At 66.8% G+C, this 16,164-nt stretch carries 14 protein-coding genes; 8 read left to right on the top strand and 6 right to left on the bottom strand.

Going from position 1 to position 16,164, the window contains the following annotated elements; genetic code table 11:
- Positions 1–26 precede the first annotated feature (26 nt).
- Both IU448_RS21935 and IU448_RS21930 read left to right on the top strand, forming a co-directional pair.
- Positions 27–911, top strand: coding sequence for an SPFH domain-containing protein (locus tag IU448_RS21935; protein ID WP_195057570.1), 885 nt, complete (start codon positions 27–29; stop codon positions 909–911).
- On the top strand, positions 911–1,084 hold the full coding sequence (locus IU448_RS21930) for a hypothetical protein (protein ID WP_195057569.1): 174 nt from the start codon (positions 911–913) through the stop codon (positions 1,082–1,084). Before IU448_RS21935 ends, IU448_RS21930 begins: the two co-directional genes overlap by 1 nt.
- 118 nt (positions 1,085–1,202) lie before the next feature.
- On the opposite strand, the gene IU448_RS21925 is transcribed toward IU448_RS21930, so the two are convergent.
- The gene (locus tag IU448_RS21925; protein ID WP_195057568.1) at positions 1,203–2,075 is read right to left on the bottom strand and encodes a class I SAM-dependent methyltransferase; all 873 of its coding nucleotides are present in this window, start codon (positions 2,073–2,075) and stop codon (positions 1,203–1,205) included.
- 167 nt (positions 2,076–2,242) lie between these two features.
- Here IU448_RS21925 and rpsA point away from each other — a divergent pair, with 167 nt between their 5' ends.
- Complete coding sequence (gene rpsA, locus IU448_RS21920; RefSeq protein ID WP_195057567.1) at positions 2,243–3,703, top strand: 30S ribosomal protein S1; 1,461 nt, start codon at positions 2,243–2,245, stop codon at positions 3,701–3,703.
- Between the two features lie 69 nt (positions 3,704–3,772).
- Here rpsA and IU448_RS21915 read toward each other — a convergent pair whose 3' ends face one another.
- Positions 3,773–4,447, bottom strand: coding sequence for an NAD(P)-dependent oxidoreductase (locus IU448_RS21915; protein WP_195057566.1), 675 nt, complete (start codon positions 4,445–4,447; stop codon positions 3,773–3,775).
- A 446-nt stretch (positions 4,448–4,893) separates the two neighbouring features.
- Between IU448_RS21915 and coaE the strand changes: the two genes are divergently transcribed.
- On the top strand, positions 4,894–6,078 hold the full coding sequence (coaE, locus tag IU448_RS21910) for a dephospho-CoA kinase (protein ID WP_195057565.1): 1,185 nt from the start codon (positions 4,894–4,896) through the stop codon (positions 6,076–6,078).
- A 57-nt stretch (positions 6,079–6,135) separates the two neighbouring features.
- On the opposite strand, the gene IU448_RS21905 is transcribed toward coaE, so the two are convergent.
- The gene (locus IU448_RS21905) at positions 6,136–6,660 is read right to left on the bottom strand and encodes a DUF402 domain-containing protein (protein WP_280458980.1); all 525 of its coding nucleotides are present in this window, start codon (positions 6,658–6,660) and stop codon (positions 6,136–6,138) included.
- A 123-nt stretch (positions 6,661–6,783) separates the two neighbouring features.
- Here IU448_RS21905 and uvrB point away from each other — a divergent pair, with 123 nt between their 5' ends.
- Positions 6,784–8,976, top strand: a complete 2,193-nt coding sequence (gene uvrB / locus IU448_RS21900) for an excinuclease ABC subunit UvrB (protein ID WP_228813909.1) — start codon at positions 6,784–6,786, stop codon at positions 8,974–8,976.
- Between the two features lie 23 nt (positions 8,977–8,999).
- Here the strand turns inward: uvrB and IU448_RS21895 are convergent, their stop codons facing one another.
- Positions 9,000–9,470 carry a VOC family protein gene (locus tag IU448_RS21895; RefSeq protein ID WP_195057563.1) on the bottom strand — a complete coding sequence of 157 codons (471 nt, stop codon included), beginning with the start codon at positions 9,468–9,470 and terminating at the stop codon, positions 9,000–9,002.
- 140 nt (positions 9,471–9,610) lie between these two features.
- Here IU448_RS21895 and IU448_RS21890 point away from each other — a divergent pair, with 140 nt between their 5' ends.
- The 3 genes from IU448_RS21890 (at position 9,611) to IU448_RS21880 (ending at position 11,744) form a co-directional block, all read left to right on the top strand.
- Entirely contained in the window at positions 9,611–10,489 is an 879-nt protein-coding gene (locus tag IU448_RS21890; RefSeq protein WP_195057562.1) for a DUF6597 domain-containing transcriptional factor, read from the top strand.
- A gap of 57 nt (positions 10,490–10,546) precedes the next feature.
- Entirely contained in the window at positions 10,547–10,954 is a 408-nt protein-coding gene (locus IU448_RS21885; protein ID WP_195057561.1) for a DoxX family protein, read from the top strand.
- Between the two features lie 337 nt (positions 10,955–11,291).
- Positions 11,292–11,744 (top strand): universal stress protein, encoded by a 453-nt coding sequence (locus IU448_RS21880; RefSeq protein WP_195057560.1) that lies wholly within the window; start codon positions 11,292–11,294, stop codon positions 11,742–11,744.
- A 398-nt stretch (positions 11,745–12,142) separates the two neighbouring features.
- Here the strand turns inward: IU448_RS21880 and IU448_RS21875 are convergent, their stop codons facing one another.
- Together IU448_RS21875 and IU448_RS21870 are read right to left on the bottom strand one after the other, a co-directional pair.
- Entirely contained in the window at positions 12,143–14,473 is a 2,331-nt protein-coding gene (locus tag IU448_RS21875; protein ID WP_416383035.1) for a HelD family protein, read from the bottom strand.
- A gap of 146 nt (positions 14,474–14,619) precedes the next feature.
- Complete coding sequence (locus IU448_RS21870) at positions 14,620–15,954, bottom strand: diguanylate cyclase domain-containing protein (RefSeq protein ID WP_195057559.1); 1,335 nt, start codon at positions 15,952–15,954, stop codon at positions 14,620–14,622.
- Positions 15,955–16,164 lie beyond the last annotated feature (210 nt).

Genomic DNA, 16,164 nt, shown 5'->3' with positions numbered 1-16,164 from the left:
TATCACTTTGATAGATGGAGGATGTCATGAAGTTCCGCGACGTCGCACGAGTCAACGGGTTCGTGGTGTTGCTGATCTGGCTGGTTCTCACGATCGCGCTGGCGGCGGTGGCGGTGGCGGGCTTCGTCGCTTTCGGGCAGAACCAGAACGTCGCCGGGCTGGTCGGGGCGATCGTGGCCTGCGTGGTGGCCGTCCTGCTGTTGCTCGGAATCACCGGGCTGACCGTGGTGGACCCCAACGAGGCGAAGGTCGTCCAGTTCTTCGGCCGGTATATCGGGTCGGTGAGTGAGCCCGGATTCTTCTCGGTGCTGCCGCTGACCGACCGGCGCAGCATCTCGCTGCGGGTCCGTAACTTCGAAACGCAGAAGCTGAAGGTCAACGACGCCGACGGTAACCCGGTGGAGATCGCCGCGGTGGTGGTCTACAAGGTGGTCGACAGTTTCAAGGCCGCGTTCGCCGTGGACGACTACGAAGAATATGTGGAGACCCAGTCGGAGGCGGCGGTCCGGCATCTGGCCACGACGCATCCCTACGACGCCCACGACGACAACCGCACCAGCCTGCGTGATGGCGCCGAGGTCGCCGAGGAGCTCACCGCCGAACTGCGCGATCGCACCGAAACCGCGGGTATCGAGGTCATCGAAGCGCGGATCACCCACCTCGCCTACGCGCCGGAGATCGCCCAGGCGATGCTGGTGCGGCAGCAGGCGAACCAGGTCGTGGCCGCGCGTACCCGGATCGTGGAGGGTGCGGTCGGCATGGTGGGGCTGGCGCTGGAACGGCTCACCGCCGAGGGCATGGTCGACCTGGACGAGGAGCGCAAGGCCACCATGGTGTCGAACCTGCTGGTGGTGCTGTGCGGTGACCGGCCGGTGCAGCCCGTGGTCAATTCGGGATCGCTGTACAGCTGATGGCCGAACGCAAGAAGGTCCTGCTCCGGCTCGACCCCGCGGTATACGACGCAGTGGCGAAATGGGCAGCCGATGATCTGCGCAGTGTGAACGCCCAGATCGAATTCGCGCTCCGGCGCGCTCTCGAGCAGGCCGGCCGCTCGCCGCGTAACTCCCGCGGCGACGATTCCTGAACAGTGCCGCTTCCTCCGGGCTCACGACCACCGTGGGCCCGGAGACGTTTCCACGGGGAGAGGCGCCGACCGGGCCCGGAGGCCGGCGGAAGGGCGCAGCGAACGAGCGCGATACGGGTTACTCGGCCCCGGTGCCAGGTTTATGGCTGACGAAAATGGCCGTACCCGGGAATATCTGCCCGCGTAGCGGACTCCACTGTCCCCATTCCCGGTCGAGCCATTCCGGCCAATCCGGCTCGACTATGTCGTCGAGTAACAACCCGGCCGCCACAATCTCCCGGACCCGATCGCCGATCGTGCGGTGGTGCTCCACATAAGTGCAGCGTCCGTCGGCATCGAACTCCGTGTACGGGGTGCGGTCGAAATAGGGGAATACGGCTTCGAGACCGTCCGGCCCGGGATCGTCGCGGAAGATCCAGCGCATCGGATGGTTCACCGCGAACACCCAGCGCCCGCCGGGGCGCAGTACCCGGGCGACCTCACGCATCACCCGCGCGGAATCGGCGACGAACGGCACGGCGCCGAAGGCCGAACACGCCAGATCGAAGGATTCACTCGCGAACGGCAGGGCTTCCGCCCCGGCTTGGACCAGCGGCACCCGGGGCCCGCCCCGGTTCATGGCGGCAACCCCCCGTGACAACATTCCCATCGACAGATCCAGGCCCACCGGATGTGCTCCCTGACCGGCCAGCCAGCGGGCACACGGGGCCGAACCGCAGCCGAGTTCGAGGATCCTCTTCCCGGCGATTTCGCCCAGGAGCCGCATATCGCCCTCGTGCAGGCCCTCCGGGCACCAGACGAACTCACCCCCCGGACTAGCGGTGCCCAGGAACTCTCCATGGGTATCGTGGTACTGGCCGGCGTCGGCATCCCACCAGCGCCGGCTCGCCCGCTCGCTTTCTTTCGAATCGACTCGCGAGCGTGCGGCACCCGTGGTTCCCAGCAGTGCGGTGGCCTGAGCGTGGCGATCTTGAACGAGGTCGTCGGACACGACGCGAAGCTTATAGATCCGCAGCGGGGGGTCGTTTGCCCGGCTGGATACGGGTCGCGTACGCTGAACCCGCAAGTGATCACACCCGGACCCGCTGGGTGTATCGCAGCGTACCGAAAGTCTCAATGTCCGCAACCGATCACAATCCGTCCGGAGCAAACCGCCACATGCCCACCACCGTCACCTCGCCGCAGGTAGCCGTCAACGATATCGGCTCCGCCGAGGATTTCCTCGCCGCCATCGACGCCACGATCAAGTACTTCAACGACGGCGATATCGTCGAAGGAACCATCGTCAAGGTCGACCGCGACGAGGTCCTGCTCGACATCGGTTACAAAACCGAAGGCGTCATCCCGTCTCGCGAGCTCTCCATCAAACACGATGTCGACCCGAACGAGGTCGTTTCCGTGGGCGATGAGGTGGAGGCCCTGGTCCTCACCAAGGAGGACAAAGAGGGTCGCCTGATCCTGTCCAAGAAGCGGGCTCAGTACGAGCGCGCCTGGGGCACGATCGAGGAGCTCAAGGAGAAGGACGAGGCCGTTCGCGGCACTGTGATCGAGGTCGTCAAGGGCGGTCTGATCCTCGATATCGGTCTGCGCGGCTTCCTGCCCGCGTCGCTGGTCGAGATGCGCCGCGTCCGCGATCTGCAGCCGTACGTCGGCAAGGAGATCGAAGCCAAGATCATCGAGCTGGACAAGAACCGCAACAACGTGGTCCTGTCGCGCCGCGCCTGGCTGGAGCAGACCCAGTCCGAGGTGCGCAGCGAATTCCTGCACCAGCTGCAGAAGGGCCAGGTCCGCAAGGGTGTGGTCTCCTCCATCGTCAACTTCGGCGCCTTCGTCGATCTCGGCGGTGTCGACGGCCTGGTGCACGTCTCCGAGCTGTCCTGGAAGCATATCGATCACCCGTCCGAGGTGGTCGAGGTCGGCAACGAGGTCACCGTCGAGGTTCTCGACGTCGACCTGGATCGCGAGCGCGTCTCGCTGTCGCTGAAGGCCACCCAGGAAGATCCGTGGCGGCAGTTCGCCCGCACCCATGCCATCGGCCAGATCGTGCCGGGCAAGGTCACCAAGCTCGTTCCGTTCGGCGCGTTCGTCCGCGTCGAGGAGGGCATCGAGGGCCTGGTGCACATCTCCGAGCTGGCCGAGCGCCACGTGGAGGTCCCGGACCAGGTCGTGGTCGTCGGCGACGACGCGATGGTCAAGGTCATCGATATCGACCTGGAGCGCCGCCGGATCTCGCTGAGCCTCAAGCAGGCCAACGAGGACTACAGCCCCGAGTTCGATCCGTCGAAGTACGGCATGGCCGACAGCTACGACGAGCAGGGCAACTACATCTTCCCCGAGGGCTTCGATCCCGAGACCAACGAATGGCTCGAGGGCTTCGACAAGCAGCGCGAAGAGTGGGAAGGCCGCTACGCCGAGGCGGAGCGCCGGCACAAGATGCACACCGCGCAGATGGAGAAGATGGCGGCCGACGCCGCGGCCGAGGCCGTCAACGGCGGCGGTTCGTCGAACTACTCCTCCGAGAGCGGCGCGCAGTCCAGCGCCCCCGCGGAGTCCGGTGGTTCGCTCGCCAGCGACGCCCAGCTCGCGGCCCTGCGGGAGAAGCTCTCCGGTAACGCCTGAGGCGTCCGCAGGTAGCCCCCGAAGAAACGAACGAGAACCCCGGTTCATTGCGAACCGGGGTTCTCGCTGTCAGTAGCCCACCGTGAACCGCCGCTGGATATGCTGCGGCAGTTCGGTTTCGTCGAGGAGCGCCACAGCAAGATCCTCGGCCGAGATATCGCGACCGCCGGTGTCGAGTAGCTGGTCGCCACCCACGCGGAATCGTCCGGTGCGCTCACCCGGCTCGACTCGTCCCGATGAGGGACTCAAATAAGTCCACAGGCGGTTGGACACGCGATACACATTCAGTGCGTCTCGTAACGCGGACACGACGTGGTGATACTCCGCGGGGACGCCGAGACCGCGTGGCAAGTTTTCCGCGAAACCGGGTTCGTCGACGAACTGTCGTCCGGGTGCCACCTCCAGGCTGCCCGCCCCGCCGACAACTATTACCCGGATACCGGGATGCCGCACCAGTGCATCGACCATGGCGTGTGCGCCCACCATGGAATCGCCGGCCCGGTCGATGGTCTCGGCAATACCGTGCCCCGTGTTCACGGCACTGATCACCACATCCAGGCCGGTGATGGCCTCGGTGATACTGCCCGCGTCGCGCCGGCCGGCCACCTGCCATCCGGTGGCACCGCTGTCGTGCGAAATGCGCGCGGCCGCCGGAGCCTGGCGAACTTTTCCATGCCGAGATATCCGCCCTCGTACGCGAACTCGACCTGTAGATATTCCACGAACCCGAGAACGGCCCGGCACGGGTATGCGCCGGGCCGTCCTCGGGAAGTCTGTCAGCCGGCGGGCGCGGGGATCCAGCGCATACGCACCCGGGGGACGACGGGCCGGTGACGTTTGGCCGCGAAACTGTGTTGCGCCGGGACCACGAAAACGGTGAACCACGAACGCCGGTTTTGGCGCAGATATCTCGCGACCGCCGGAATAAGAATGCAATGCACGCGACCCGCCGAACCCAGCCGGTGGCGGCCTGTACGGATATCTCTGGTGCGCATACTCTTTCCTTCGCTTGTCGTAACAAGTGCTATCGGAAAAAGGAGAATTGCGGTCGATATTGCGGCACGCGCAGATTATCGGAGTAATTCGTCGGGCCCGGACATTTCCGGATCGGGCAGCCGTGGGCGTGTCGGACGGCTACCGCGGTTCGACCTCTCCGGCGCGGGCCGGGCACCGGATGCGAAACTGAGCCAATGTTACGAATCGGCCTCACCGGAGGTATGGGCGCGGGCAAATCGACGGTCGCGCGGGCGCTTGCCGAACACGGGGCGGTGATCATCGATTCCGATGTCATCGCGCGGGAGGTGGTGGCGGCGGGGACTCCCGGCCTGGCCGCCCTCGTCGAGGCGTTCGGCGCGGATATCCTGGCTGCCGACGGCAGTCTGGACCGGCCGGCCCTCGCGGCCAAGGCGTTCCGCGACGGCGAATCCCGGGCGACCCTGAACTCCATCACCCATCCGCTGGTGGGGCAGCGCACCGCCGAACTGCTCGCCGCGGCCGCACCGGACGCCATTGTGGTGCAGGATGTTCCGCTGCTGGTGGAGAACAATATGGCACCGTTCATGAATCTGGTGCTGGTCGTGGACGCCGCCACCGAAACCAGGTTGCGGCGACTTGTCGAATTCCGCGGTGTGGACGAAGCCGATGCGCGCGCCCGGATCGCCGCGCAGGCCACCGACGAACAGCGTTACGCCGCCGCCGATGTGCTGCTGGACAACAACGGTGCCGCCGGTGCGGTGGAAGCCGAAGTCGCGCGGCTGTGGGAACGGCGGCTGGTGCCGTTCGAAGCGAATATGCGCGCCGGTGTCGCGGTGCGGCCCGAGTTCGGCTTCGTGGACTCCCGGCCGGAGTGGGCCGCGCAGGCGCAGCGCTTGATTGCGCGATTGCAGGTCGCGGCCGGTGCGGGAGCCGTGCGGGTGGACCATATCGGCGCCACCGCCGTGCCCGGCGTTCCCGCACCGGATGTGCTCGAACTGCAGATCACGGTTGCCGAACCGGCCGCGGCCGACGGTCTTCGGGATGCCCTGGGCGGAGCTGGGTTCCCGCTGTCTCCGGTGCCGCTCCCCAACCCGGTGCCCGGTGCCGGGGACGGGATCACCGCGGCGCGGTGGCACGGTAGCGCGGATCCGGGCCGTCCCGCCTTCGTGTACCTACGGGTCGCGGGCAGTCCTGCCCAGGAGTTCGCTCTCGCGTTCCGTGACCGATTGCGGGCCGATGAGCGGATCCGCACCGAGTACACCGAGGTGATCCGTGCGGCGGCGGCGAAAGCCGCGGGGCTCGAGGCGGACGAGGCGTGGGCGGCGTACACCGCGGCGTGCGAACCCTGGCTGACCGGAGTGTTCCGGCGGATGAGCGACCCCGGCGCCGAGCGCTCGTAGGGACGAACTGTCGACAACCCCGGCCGGCCGGTTCGGAACCGCGCGCAGCGTGGAGACTCACATCCAGGTGAGAGGCATGCTCAAGGATTCGGTCCAGGCCAGGAAGTCGTGGCCGTGGGCGGCGATACCGTCGATGGCGCGGGTGGCGGTGGCCACGGCTTGCTCGGCGGTGGCCGCGTCGAGCAGGCCGCTGGCGTGGGCGGCCAGCAGTTCGTCCACATCCAGGAGCTGGGTTTCCCGGCCCGTCCGGACCACCAGGTCCAGGTAGTGGTCGACCGAGCGCCAGCGTTTCGGTTCGAACTCGCCGAACTCCCCGATATCGATGTAGTAATCCTGGTCGCGTAGATGGGCCGGACGGAAGTGGAACACCGTTGCGCGGATGCCGAGCGTGGGCAGCAGCCAGGATTCGAGGTAGTGGAACTGGGGGTGGTCGGCGGTGCGGGCCATGTACAGGCCCCAGGGCTCGAGGTGGTAGCGCTCGACGGTGCGGATGAAACCTTTCGGGTCGGTGTTGGTCAGTTCCGCGATATCGAAGTACTCCACCTTCGGCCGGTGGACATGCACACTGGCGGCATTGGTCACAGTTGCAGAATCTACCCAGACCGCCGGTGTTGTGCTCGGTGCCGTATCCGCCCATCCGGCGGTGTGACCGCTGCCGCGGTGGAGGCCGGGGAGAGTGTCGGTGGTCGGGCTTAGTCTGGGCATATGGCATTCGCAACCGAACTCCGTGCGGCCGGCGTCACCGGCACCGAGGCCGACGGGCAGACTCCCCTGGCGAAATCGGAGTTCCGCCCGGTCGGCGAGATCGAGCGGACCGGCGGGCGGTTCGAGGTCGTCAGCCCGTACCGGCCTGCCGGTGATCAGCCGGCCGCGATCGACGAGCTGGAACGCCGGATCACGGCCGGGGAGCCCGATGTGGTGCTGCTGGGCGCCACCGGTACCGGTAAATCCGCCACCACGGCCTGGCTCATCGAACGGTTACAGCGGCCCACGCTGGTGATGGCCCCGAACAAAACCCTCGCGGCGCAGCTGGCCAACGAGCTGCGCGAAATGCTCCCGCACAACGCGGTGGAGTATTTCGTCTCCTACTACGACTACTACCAGCCCGAGGCCTATATCGCGCAGACCGATACCTATATCGAGAAGGACAGCTCGATCAACGACGATGTGGAGCGGCTGCGCCATTCGGCCACCTCCGCACTGCTGTCCCGGCGCGATGTCGTGGTGGTGGCGTCGGTGTCCTGCATCTACGGTCTGGGCACCCCGCAGTCGTATCTGGATCGGTCGGTGCTGCTGGAGGTGGGCGCGGAGGTCGACCGGGACGCGTTCCTGCGCATGCTGGTGGACGTCCAGTACACGCGGAACGATATGTCGTTCACCAGGGGTTCGTTCCGGGTGCGCGGCGATACCGTCGAGATCATCCCGTCCTACGAGGAACTGGCGGTGCGGATCGAATTCTTCGGCGACGAGATCGAGGAACTGTATTATCTGCACCCGCTCACCGGGGATGTGGTGCGCAAGGTCGATATGGTGCGTATCTTCCCGGCCACGCACTATGTGGCCGGTCCCGATCGGATGGCCCGGGCGGTGACCGATATCGAAGCCGAGCTCGAACAACGGCTGGCCGAATTGGAGGGCAAAGGCAAACTGCTCGAGGCGCAGCGGTTGCGGATGCGCACCCAATACGACCTGGAAATGATCCGTCAGGTCGGCTTCTGCTCGGGTATCGAGAACTATTCGCGGCATATCGACGGGCGGCCCGCGGGTTCGGCCCCGGCCACCCTGCTCGACTATTTCCCCGACGATTTCCTGCTGGTCATCGACGAATCGCATGTCACGGTGCCGCAGATCGGCGGTATGTACGAGGGCGATATGTCGCGGAAGCGCAATCTCGTCGAATACGGTTTCCGGCTGCCGTCGGCGGTGGACAACCGGCCGTTGACGTGGGAGGAGTTCGCCGAGCGGATCGGTCAGGCGGTGTACCTTTCGGCCACGCCGGGCGATTACGAACTCGGCCGCGCCGGTGGCGAGGTGGTCGAACAGGTCATCCGTCCCACCGGTCTGGTCGATCCGCAGGTGGTGGTCAAACCCACCAAGGGCCAGATCGACGATCTGGTGCACGAGGTCCGGCTGCGGATCGAACGCGACGAGCGGGTCCTGGTCACCACGCTCACCAAGAAGATGGCCGAGGATCTCACCGACTATCTGCTCGGGCTGGGCCTGCGCGTGCGCTATCTGCACTCCGAGATCGATACCCTGCGCCGCGTCGAGCTGCTGCGCCAGCTACGCCTCGGCGAGTACGACGTGCTGGTCGGTATCAACCTGTTGCGGGAGGGGCTGGATCTGCCCGAGGTATCGCTGGTGGCGATCCTGGACGCCGATAAGGAAGGGTTCCTGCGCAGTACCAAAAGCCTCATCCAGACGATCGGCCGCGCCGCCCGCAATGTCTCGGGCGAGGTACACATGTATGCCGACAAGATCACCGACTCGATGCGTGACGCCATCGACGAGACCGAACGCCGCCGGGCCAAACAGCTTGCCTACAACGCGGAAATGGGGATCGATCCGCAGCCGCTGCGCAAGAAGATCGCCGATATTCTCGATCAGGTCTACTCCGAAGCCGACGACGAGGTGGCGGTGGGCGGATCGGGCCGTAATGCCAGCCGCGGCCGGCGGGCCCAGGGCGAACCGGGCCGGGCGGTGAGCGCGGGCATCGTGGAGGGGCGCGATATCAAGTCGATGCCGCGGGCCGAACTGGCCGATCTGGTGGCCGAACTGACCGATCAGATGATGAACGCGGCCCGCGAACTGCAGTTCGAGCTCGCGGGCCGGCTCCGCGACGAAATCGCCGACTTGAAGAAGGAGCTGCGCGGTATGGACGCGGCCGGTTTGAAATGACCGCGCCGTGTTCCCGCGGACGGTCAGCCCTGGGCGGCCATCCATTCGTCGACCCGCCGTTCGGCCTCCTCGCGGGAGACGTCTTCCACGCGGGTCATCACCACCCACCGGTGGCCGAACGGGTCGAGCAGGGCGCCGTAGCGGTCACCGGTGACGAAGGTGGCCGGATCTTCGGCGACCTTCGCGCCGTGCTCGCGGGCGCGGGCGATGACCGCGTCGACATCCGGGCAGTAGTGCACCAGCGAGGTGTGTACCCATTCGCCGGTGGGGGCCAGTACGTTCTGGTCCGGTACCGGCATACCCATCTGGATCGTCGAATCGCCGATCTGCAGTTCGGCATGGGCGGGCTGGCCGCCGGGCATATCGTTGCGGGAGATCACCTCGGCGCCGAAGACGGCACTGTAGAAATCGATCGCGGCGTTGCCGTCCGAAACGGCGATGAACACGTTGATCGAGTGGTAGCCGTCGGGAATCGGATTCACTGTTTCGCTCATGTGTTCGAGTCTGCCGAGGTGAATCGAAGGGTTCTTGTAAGAAAGCGACAGGTTTCCCATGCCGGCGGATCTCGGCGTGCCCGACTGCATGCAGCGGACGGAATCGCTGAACAACCGCCCCGTAGCCCGGGACCGGTGTCGTGAGCGGCCCGGGATTCGCACCGCGCCCCGCGCCCGCACCGGGCGATCGGAAGGCGATTCTGCATCCGCACGAACAGGAGCGTTATCGCACCCTGGAGCGGTTGGCACCCGGGGCGGCGGTGGCCGATTACGTCGAGTGGTATTGGGCCGTGCGCTGGGATATGCGCGGGCGTGCGCCCTACTTTGCCGAGGTGCTCCCGTTTCCGTGTGTGCATCTCACTTTCGAGCGCGACGGTGATCGTTACGGGGGGTTCGTCAACGGTGTGTGCACCCGGAAATTCGTCCGGGAGCTCGCCGGTCGCGGGGAGACCTTCGGGGTGCGATTCCGCCCCGGCGGATTCGGGGCTTTCACCGGTGTCGACGTGTGCGGGCTGCGGGACCGGGCCGTGCCCGCCGCGGACGTACTGCCCGATATCGGCGATCTCGCCGATCAGGTGCTGGCCACGCCCGCCGATACCGACCGGCGCCGGCTGGTGGAGGACTATCTGAGTATCCGCCCCCGGCGCGCCGACCCGAACTACCGGCTCGTGCTGCGGATCGCGGCCGCGATGGCGAACGATCCGGAGCTCACCCGGGTCGATCGCGTCACCGAGCGTTTCGGTGTTTCGGCGCGAACGCTGCAGCGGCTGTTCCGCCGGTACATCGGTGCGGGACCGAAATGGGTGTTGCGCCGGTACCGGCTGCAGGACGGTGCGGATCTGCTCGCCCGCGGCCGCACCGCCGATCTCGCCGCGCTCGCTGCCGACCTGGGGTATTTCGATCAGGCCCATTTCACCCGCGAGTTCGCCGCCGAGGTCGGAATGGCACCGCTGGAATATGCCAAGAATTCGTTACGCTCGCGCGATGAGGTGACTTCCAAGGTGCTGCCTGCCTCATAATCGGATTTCGGATTCGACATGTAAGCGGTACCCGTCGGCGAGAGCTAGGAGCTGCACATGGATGTCGTGGTATTGATCGGCCGGGTGATGTTCGTCATCCTTTTCCTGAGCTCGGCGCTGGGGCATTTCACCCAGACGAAAGCCATGGCCGGCTACGCGCAGTCCAAGGGCGTACCCATGCCGGAGATGGCGGTCCGGGCCTCGGGTGTGCTCATGTTGCTCGGGAGTATCAGCATTCTGCTGGGAATCTGGGCGGATCTGGGCGCCTTGCTGTTGCTGGTGATGATCGTGCCCACCATGATCATGATGCACAGTTTCTGGAAGGAAACCGATCCGGAAGCGACCCAGTCGGAGACCATCCAGTTCAACAAGGACCTGGCGCTCGCGGGCGCCCTGGTGATGCTGTTCGGCTTTTTCGCGCATACCGAGGAATTGGGGCTGACGATTACCGGTCCGCTGTTCTGACCGTGGCCCGTATTCGCAATTCGGTGAACCGGTGCGGTCCCCGGGTACGGCCACGCTGTGAGGAAAATCCCACGGCGACAATGGTGTTCGCCCTTCTTGTGACGTGTCACATGTTCGTTCGCGTGGTGACGGGAACGTCCAGGTAGATACGGCCGCTGTCGCCGCCGTCGGCAAAAATGTGAAACACCGATGCCGCCACGGCGCAATGTGATGTAGAACGAATCCAGTTACTCGGGCCTCTGTTACGGCTATGGTCTACGCAGTCGCTGCGCCGTTGCCGACTTTCCGGCAGCGTTCGGTGCAGCCGCGTTTATACCCCGCACAGTTGGAGGAGAGAATGACCGCCTACCGGACCATTGTCGTCGGTACCGACGGCTCGGACTCGTCGTACGTCGCCGTGGACAAGGCCGCCGCATTGGCGGGAGCTGCGGGTTCGACACTGATCGTGGCCTGCGCCTACTACCCGACCGACGACCGTGACGTCGCCGCCGCGAGCGATATGCTCAAGGACGAGGCATATCAGGTTCGTGGTTCGGCGCCCACCAACGAGATTCTGCGCACCGCCCGGGATCGGGCCGTGGCGGCCGGCGCCAAGGAGATCGTCGAGAAGGCGATCGTCGGAGAACCGGTCGAATCCCTGCTGGACCTGGTCAAGGAAACACAGGCCGATCTTCTCGTGGTCGGTAACCGGGGCCTGAATACGCTGGCCGGGCGATTGCTGGGTTCGGTGCCCTCGGATGTGGCGCGGAAATCGAAATCCGATGTCCTGATCGTGCACACGGTGCGCTGAGCCGCGCAACGGCCGCATTTCGCCCCGCCCGGAACATGTTCCGGGCGGGGCGAAATGCGGGTGGGGCACAGCCGACCGGTGCATCCGGGCGGCACGCCACAAAACCGGCTTCAGCCCGACCGGTGCCGCGAACTTTCCGTACTGAAGCAGGGGTGCATCGCTCGCCGGCCCGACCGACCGACTCGGGTGGTGCAACTCACGGCACGGGGATGCTCGGAGCGGTCCCTTCGATGGTCGGTGTCGCCGGGCGGCCCGGGCCGGGGCTGATGGCCGGCTCTGAACTCGTACCGGTCGGCGAGCACGCCCGGCGTGGTCGAGCGCCCGATCCGGTCCAATGCTCGGTTTCGGTCGAATGTCCGACGACGCCGCACGCCCGGCGCGGTCGAACGCGGTCCGGGTCAGTGGGCGAGTCGACCCAGTTCGGGCGGGAGGTCGGCACTGTGCACCACGGTGAGCCGCTGGGTCGCGCGAGTGAGGGCGACGTACAGATCGTTTCGGCCGCGCGGTGACTCGGCGATCACCGCGCTCGGCTCCACCAGGTACACCGCATCGAATTCCAGGCCCTTGGCCTCGGTCACCGTCAGTACCCGCACCGATTCACCGGCCAGCTCGGCCAGCTCGCCGACGTGCTCGGCCGGGGCCAGTACCGCCGCGGTGCCCGGGCCCTGCTCCGCGGCGAGCAGACCGGCCAGTGTCGCCGCGATCTCCGCCGCGGCCACCCGATGCGCGCGCGGTACGCAGCCCGTTTCCCGCACCGAGCGCGGGACCTGGGCAGTGGGGTCGATCGCGGCCAGCACATCCGCGGCGACCGCCATGATCTCGGCCGGCGTGCGGTAGTTCACCGTCAGCTCCGTGCGTTTCCAGCGTTTGGCCACATAGGGTTCCAGCATCTGCGCCCACGAATGCGCGCCCGCCGGGTCGCCCGTCTGTGCGATATCCCCGACCACGGTGACCCACCGGTTCGGGATCCGGCGCATCACCATGCGCCAGGCCATTTCCGATAGTTCCTGTGCCTCGTCCACGATCACATGCCCGTAGGTCCAGCTGCGGTCGCCGGCCGCCCGTTCGGCGGTGGTCTGCCGGTTGCGAACCTGCTGACGTTCGGCGAGCTGGCTCGCATCGATCAGGTCGTAGGCCATCAGGATCTCCGGGTCGAGTTCGTCCTCCAGATCCTGCGGGGCCGAACCGGTCAGGATGTCCAGGGCATCCTGGGCCTCGGCGAGCTGGGCGCGCCACCGCCGCCGGGCCCGTTCGCGTTCCTCTGCGTCGTCGGTGCCCAGGAGTTCGGCGAGTTCGTCGAGCAGTGGCGCGTCGGCGGCGCTGAACTCGCCGCTGCCGGTGCGCAGGAGTTCTGCGCGGTCGGCAGGGTCGAGGATTTTGCCGGCGGCGCGGTCGAGCCGTTCGGGATCGGCGAGCAGATCGCCGAGAACCTGCTGCGGAGTGAGCAGCGGCCACAATTCGGCCAGCACCCGGGTGACCGTGGCGTCGGCGCGTAGTTCGTCGCTGATCTCGCTGAGATCGGCGGCGCTGAGCAGACTGCGGCCACCGCCCAGCGGGTCGGCGCCCATGGTCTGCGCCAGCTGGTCGGTGAGTGCTTCGATCACCATCGAGACGAAGATCGGCCGGGCCAGATTGTGCGGACGGCGCGATGAGCGGGCCCGGCCCCGGGCGCGGGTCACGATTTTGCGGTCCAGGGTCACCGGATAGCCGTCGAAGGTCAGGGTGATGGGTTCGCGCGGCACCTCCTGCCGGTCGCGGACGGCGTTCTTCAGGATGTCGAGAACCTGCAGCGACCCCTTGATCTCGCCCGCGCGCAGCGAATCCTCCAGGGTCGCCTTCACTCCCGGGTACAGGTCGCCGATGGTGGACAGCAGCACGCCGGTCTCACCGAGGGACGGCAGGACCTGGCCGATGTAGTCGAGGAAGGTGGCATTGGGGCCGATGATCAGCACACCGCTCTTCGCCAACTGCTGGCGATAGGTGTAGAGCAGGTATGCGGCGCGGTGCAGCGCGACCGCGGTCTTACCGGTACCCGGCCCGCCCTGCACCACCAGCACGCTCTTGTGCTCGGCGCGGATGATCGCGTCCTGCTCGGTCTGGATGGTTTCCACGATGTCGGACATATGCCCGGTGCGGGCGGCGTTCAGGGCCGCGAGCAGGGCGCTCTCGCTGCCGACCCCGCCGTCGGAGGCGGTGACACCGGCGCGGCGGGCGGCGTCGAGGTCCAGATACTCGTCGTTGACCGCGGTCACCCGGCGGTTGCGGGAGCGGATATGGCGCCGGCGGGCCACGCCGTCGGGCGCGGCGGTGGTGGCCAGGTAGAACGGCCGGGCCAGCGGGGCGCGCCAGTCCAGGAGCAGGGTTTCGTAGTCGTTGTCCTCGTCGAGGATGCCGAGGCGGCCGATATAGCGCTGTTCGGGACCGTCCTCGCCGTCGGTGAGATCGATCCGGCCGAAGCACAGGCCGTGCTCGGCGGCATCGTATTTGGCCAGATCCTCGGTGTAGAGCTGGGTGAACGACTCTCGTTCGGTACGCGCCTGCGGGGTGCCGCCGGTTTCCAGCAGTACCGTGCGCAACCGCTGGTCGGCGTAGGCGCGCATACCGTCCAGCCGGTCGTACAGCACCGACAGGTGCGCCTGCTCCTGATCGATATCACGGGTCGCCGCATCCTGCGGTGACTCGGCGGCGTCCAGGGCGCCTGCGCGTTCCTGGGTGCGGTTGTCGGGCAAGTTCTGGCTCCTTCTCACCCACGGCGGGACAAGTTCGGCGGACACGAAAATGTGTAGTGCACCCGTCGCGCTGTGGTGTGCACAGAGTTGTCGAGTCTACTGCCGACTCCGGCGACATGAAGTTTGCGCAGGTCGGCGGCCTGTTGTCAGGAGACGTTGCTGTTGTCGCCGCGCAGCCCCCGCCCGCGGGTGGCATCGTGGCGGCCCGGCGGTTTGGCTTCGTACATCGCAATATCGGCGTCGTGCAGTACCGCTTCCGGCGTGCGGGTATCGCCCGGTTCGAGTGTGGTGACCCCGATGGAGGCATTGACCGCGATCCGGTGCCCGCGCGCGACGATCGGTTCCGCCATGGCCGCGCGCAGCCGCTGCACCAGCGGTTCGAGTTCGCCGTCGCCGGGGCGCCCGGCCAGCAGGACGAGGAATTCGTCACCGCCGAGGCGGCCGACGAGGTCTTCGGCCCGCAGTGCGCGCTGCAACCGGTGGGCCACGATCCGCAGCACCGTATCGCCGATGGCGTGGCCCATCGTGTCGTTGATCGATTTGAAGCCGTCCAGATCGATGAACATCACGGTGGACACTCGGCGGTGCGCCCCGCTGGCGGCCAGCGCCCCCGACAGCTGCGACAGGATGAGCGACCGATTGGCCAGTCCGGTCAGCGGATCGTGGGTGGCCTGGTATTCGAGCTGGCGGCGGCCGGCCAGATACTCGGTGATATCGGTGAACGAGCACACCGCCGCCGCACCGGGCTCGTCGGGAGCCAGCAGTCGGCTCGACACACTCAGCCAGCGGCGGCGGCCGTCCGGCCGGCCGATCGCGAAGACGAAGGCGGTGACCGTTTCGCCGGTCGCGAGAGTCCGCGCGACCGGATGCCGGGCGGGGGGCATCGGTGCGCCGTTGGCGTCGAGCCATTCCACCGGCAACTGGGCGATCCTGGAGCCGACCACCGGCATCTGGTCGTCGATGCCGAGGATGCGCCGGGCGGCCGGATTCGCGGAGCCGATGATGCCGCCCTGGTAGATGACCGCCACGCCTTCTTCGAGCTGCGCCACCACGGTGGTGAAGTGCTGTTCGGCACGGCGCTGGGCCCGTTCGGCGCGCCGCTGGGCCGACAGGTCGTGGATGACCACCTGGTAGGCCAGGCGGTCGTGCCAGGCGGTGAGCACCGACACCGTTTCCGTCGGCACCTCGCGACCGTCCAGCGCGAGCAGGATCATCTCGGTGGGGTCGGTGGCGATACCGGTTGCGGTGAGGCCGGCGATCCGCTCGAACATGGTCCGGCGCGAATCGGGGTGTACGAAGCGGGCGATGTCCTGACCCAGCACTTCGGCGAGGTTCTTCGCACCCAGGATCCGCAGGCATGCGGGGTTGGCGTAGACCACGATGCCGCGTTCGTGGACACAGATCCCGTCGGGGGAGTGCTCGACCAGGGACCGATACCGATGCGCGAGTTGCTCGGCGGCGGAGGCCCTGCGATCTCCCATACCAACCCCCATCGTCGGCTGACCCGGACATTCAAACACGGCACTACTCCGGTATCCACACGCGTAGAGCTCGTCCTGTGGACAGGCTGTCTCCGGCGATCACGTCACAACGTGTTCCCGGCGGTGCCGAGTGGTTGCGAACCGGAGAGGGAGATGCTGTGCGGGACATCGGACTTCATCACCGATCTTATGTCCATTGCCGGGATCGTG

Origin of the sequence: Nocardia flavorosea (assembly GCF_015477805.1) — a bacterium.
Classification (GTDB): domain Bacteria; phylum Actinomycetota; class Actinomycetes; order Mycobacteriales; family Mycobacteriaceae; genus Nocardia; species Nocardia flavorosea_A.
The sequence above is the reverse complement of the archived record's forward strand: the minus strand, read 5'-3'. Positions and strand labels throughout refer to the sequence as shown.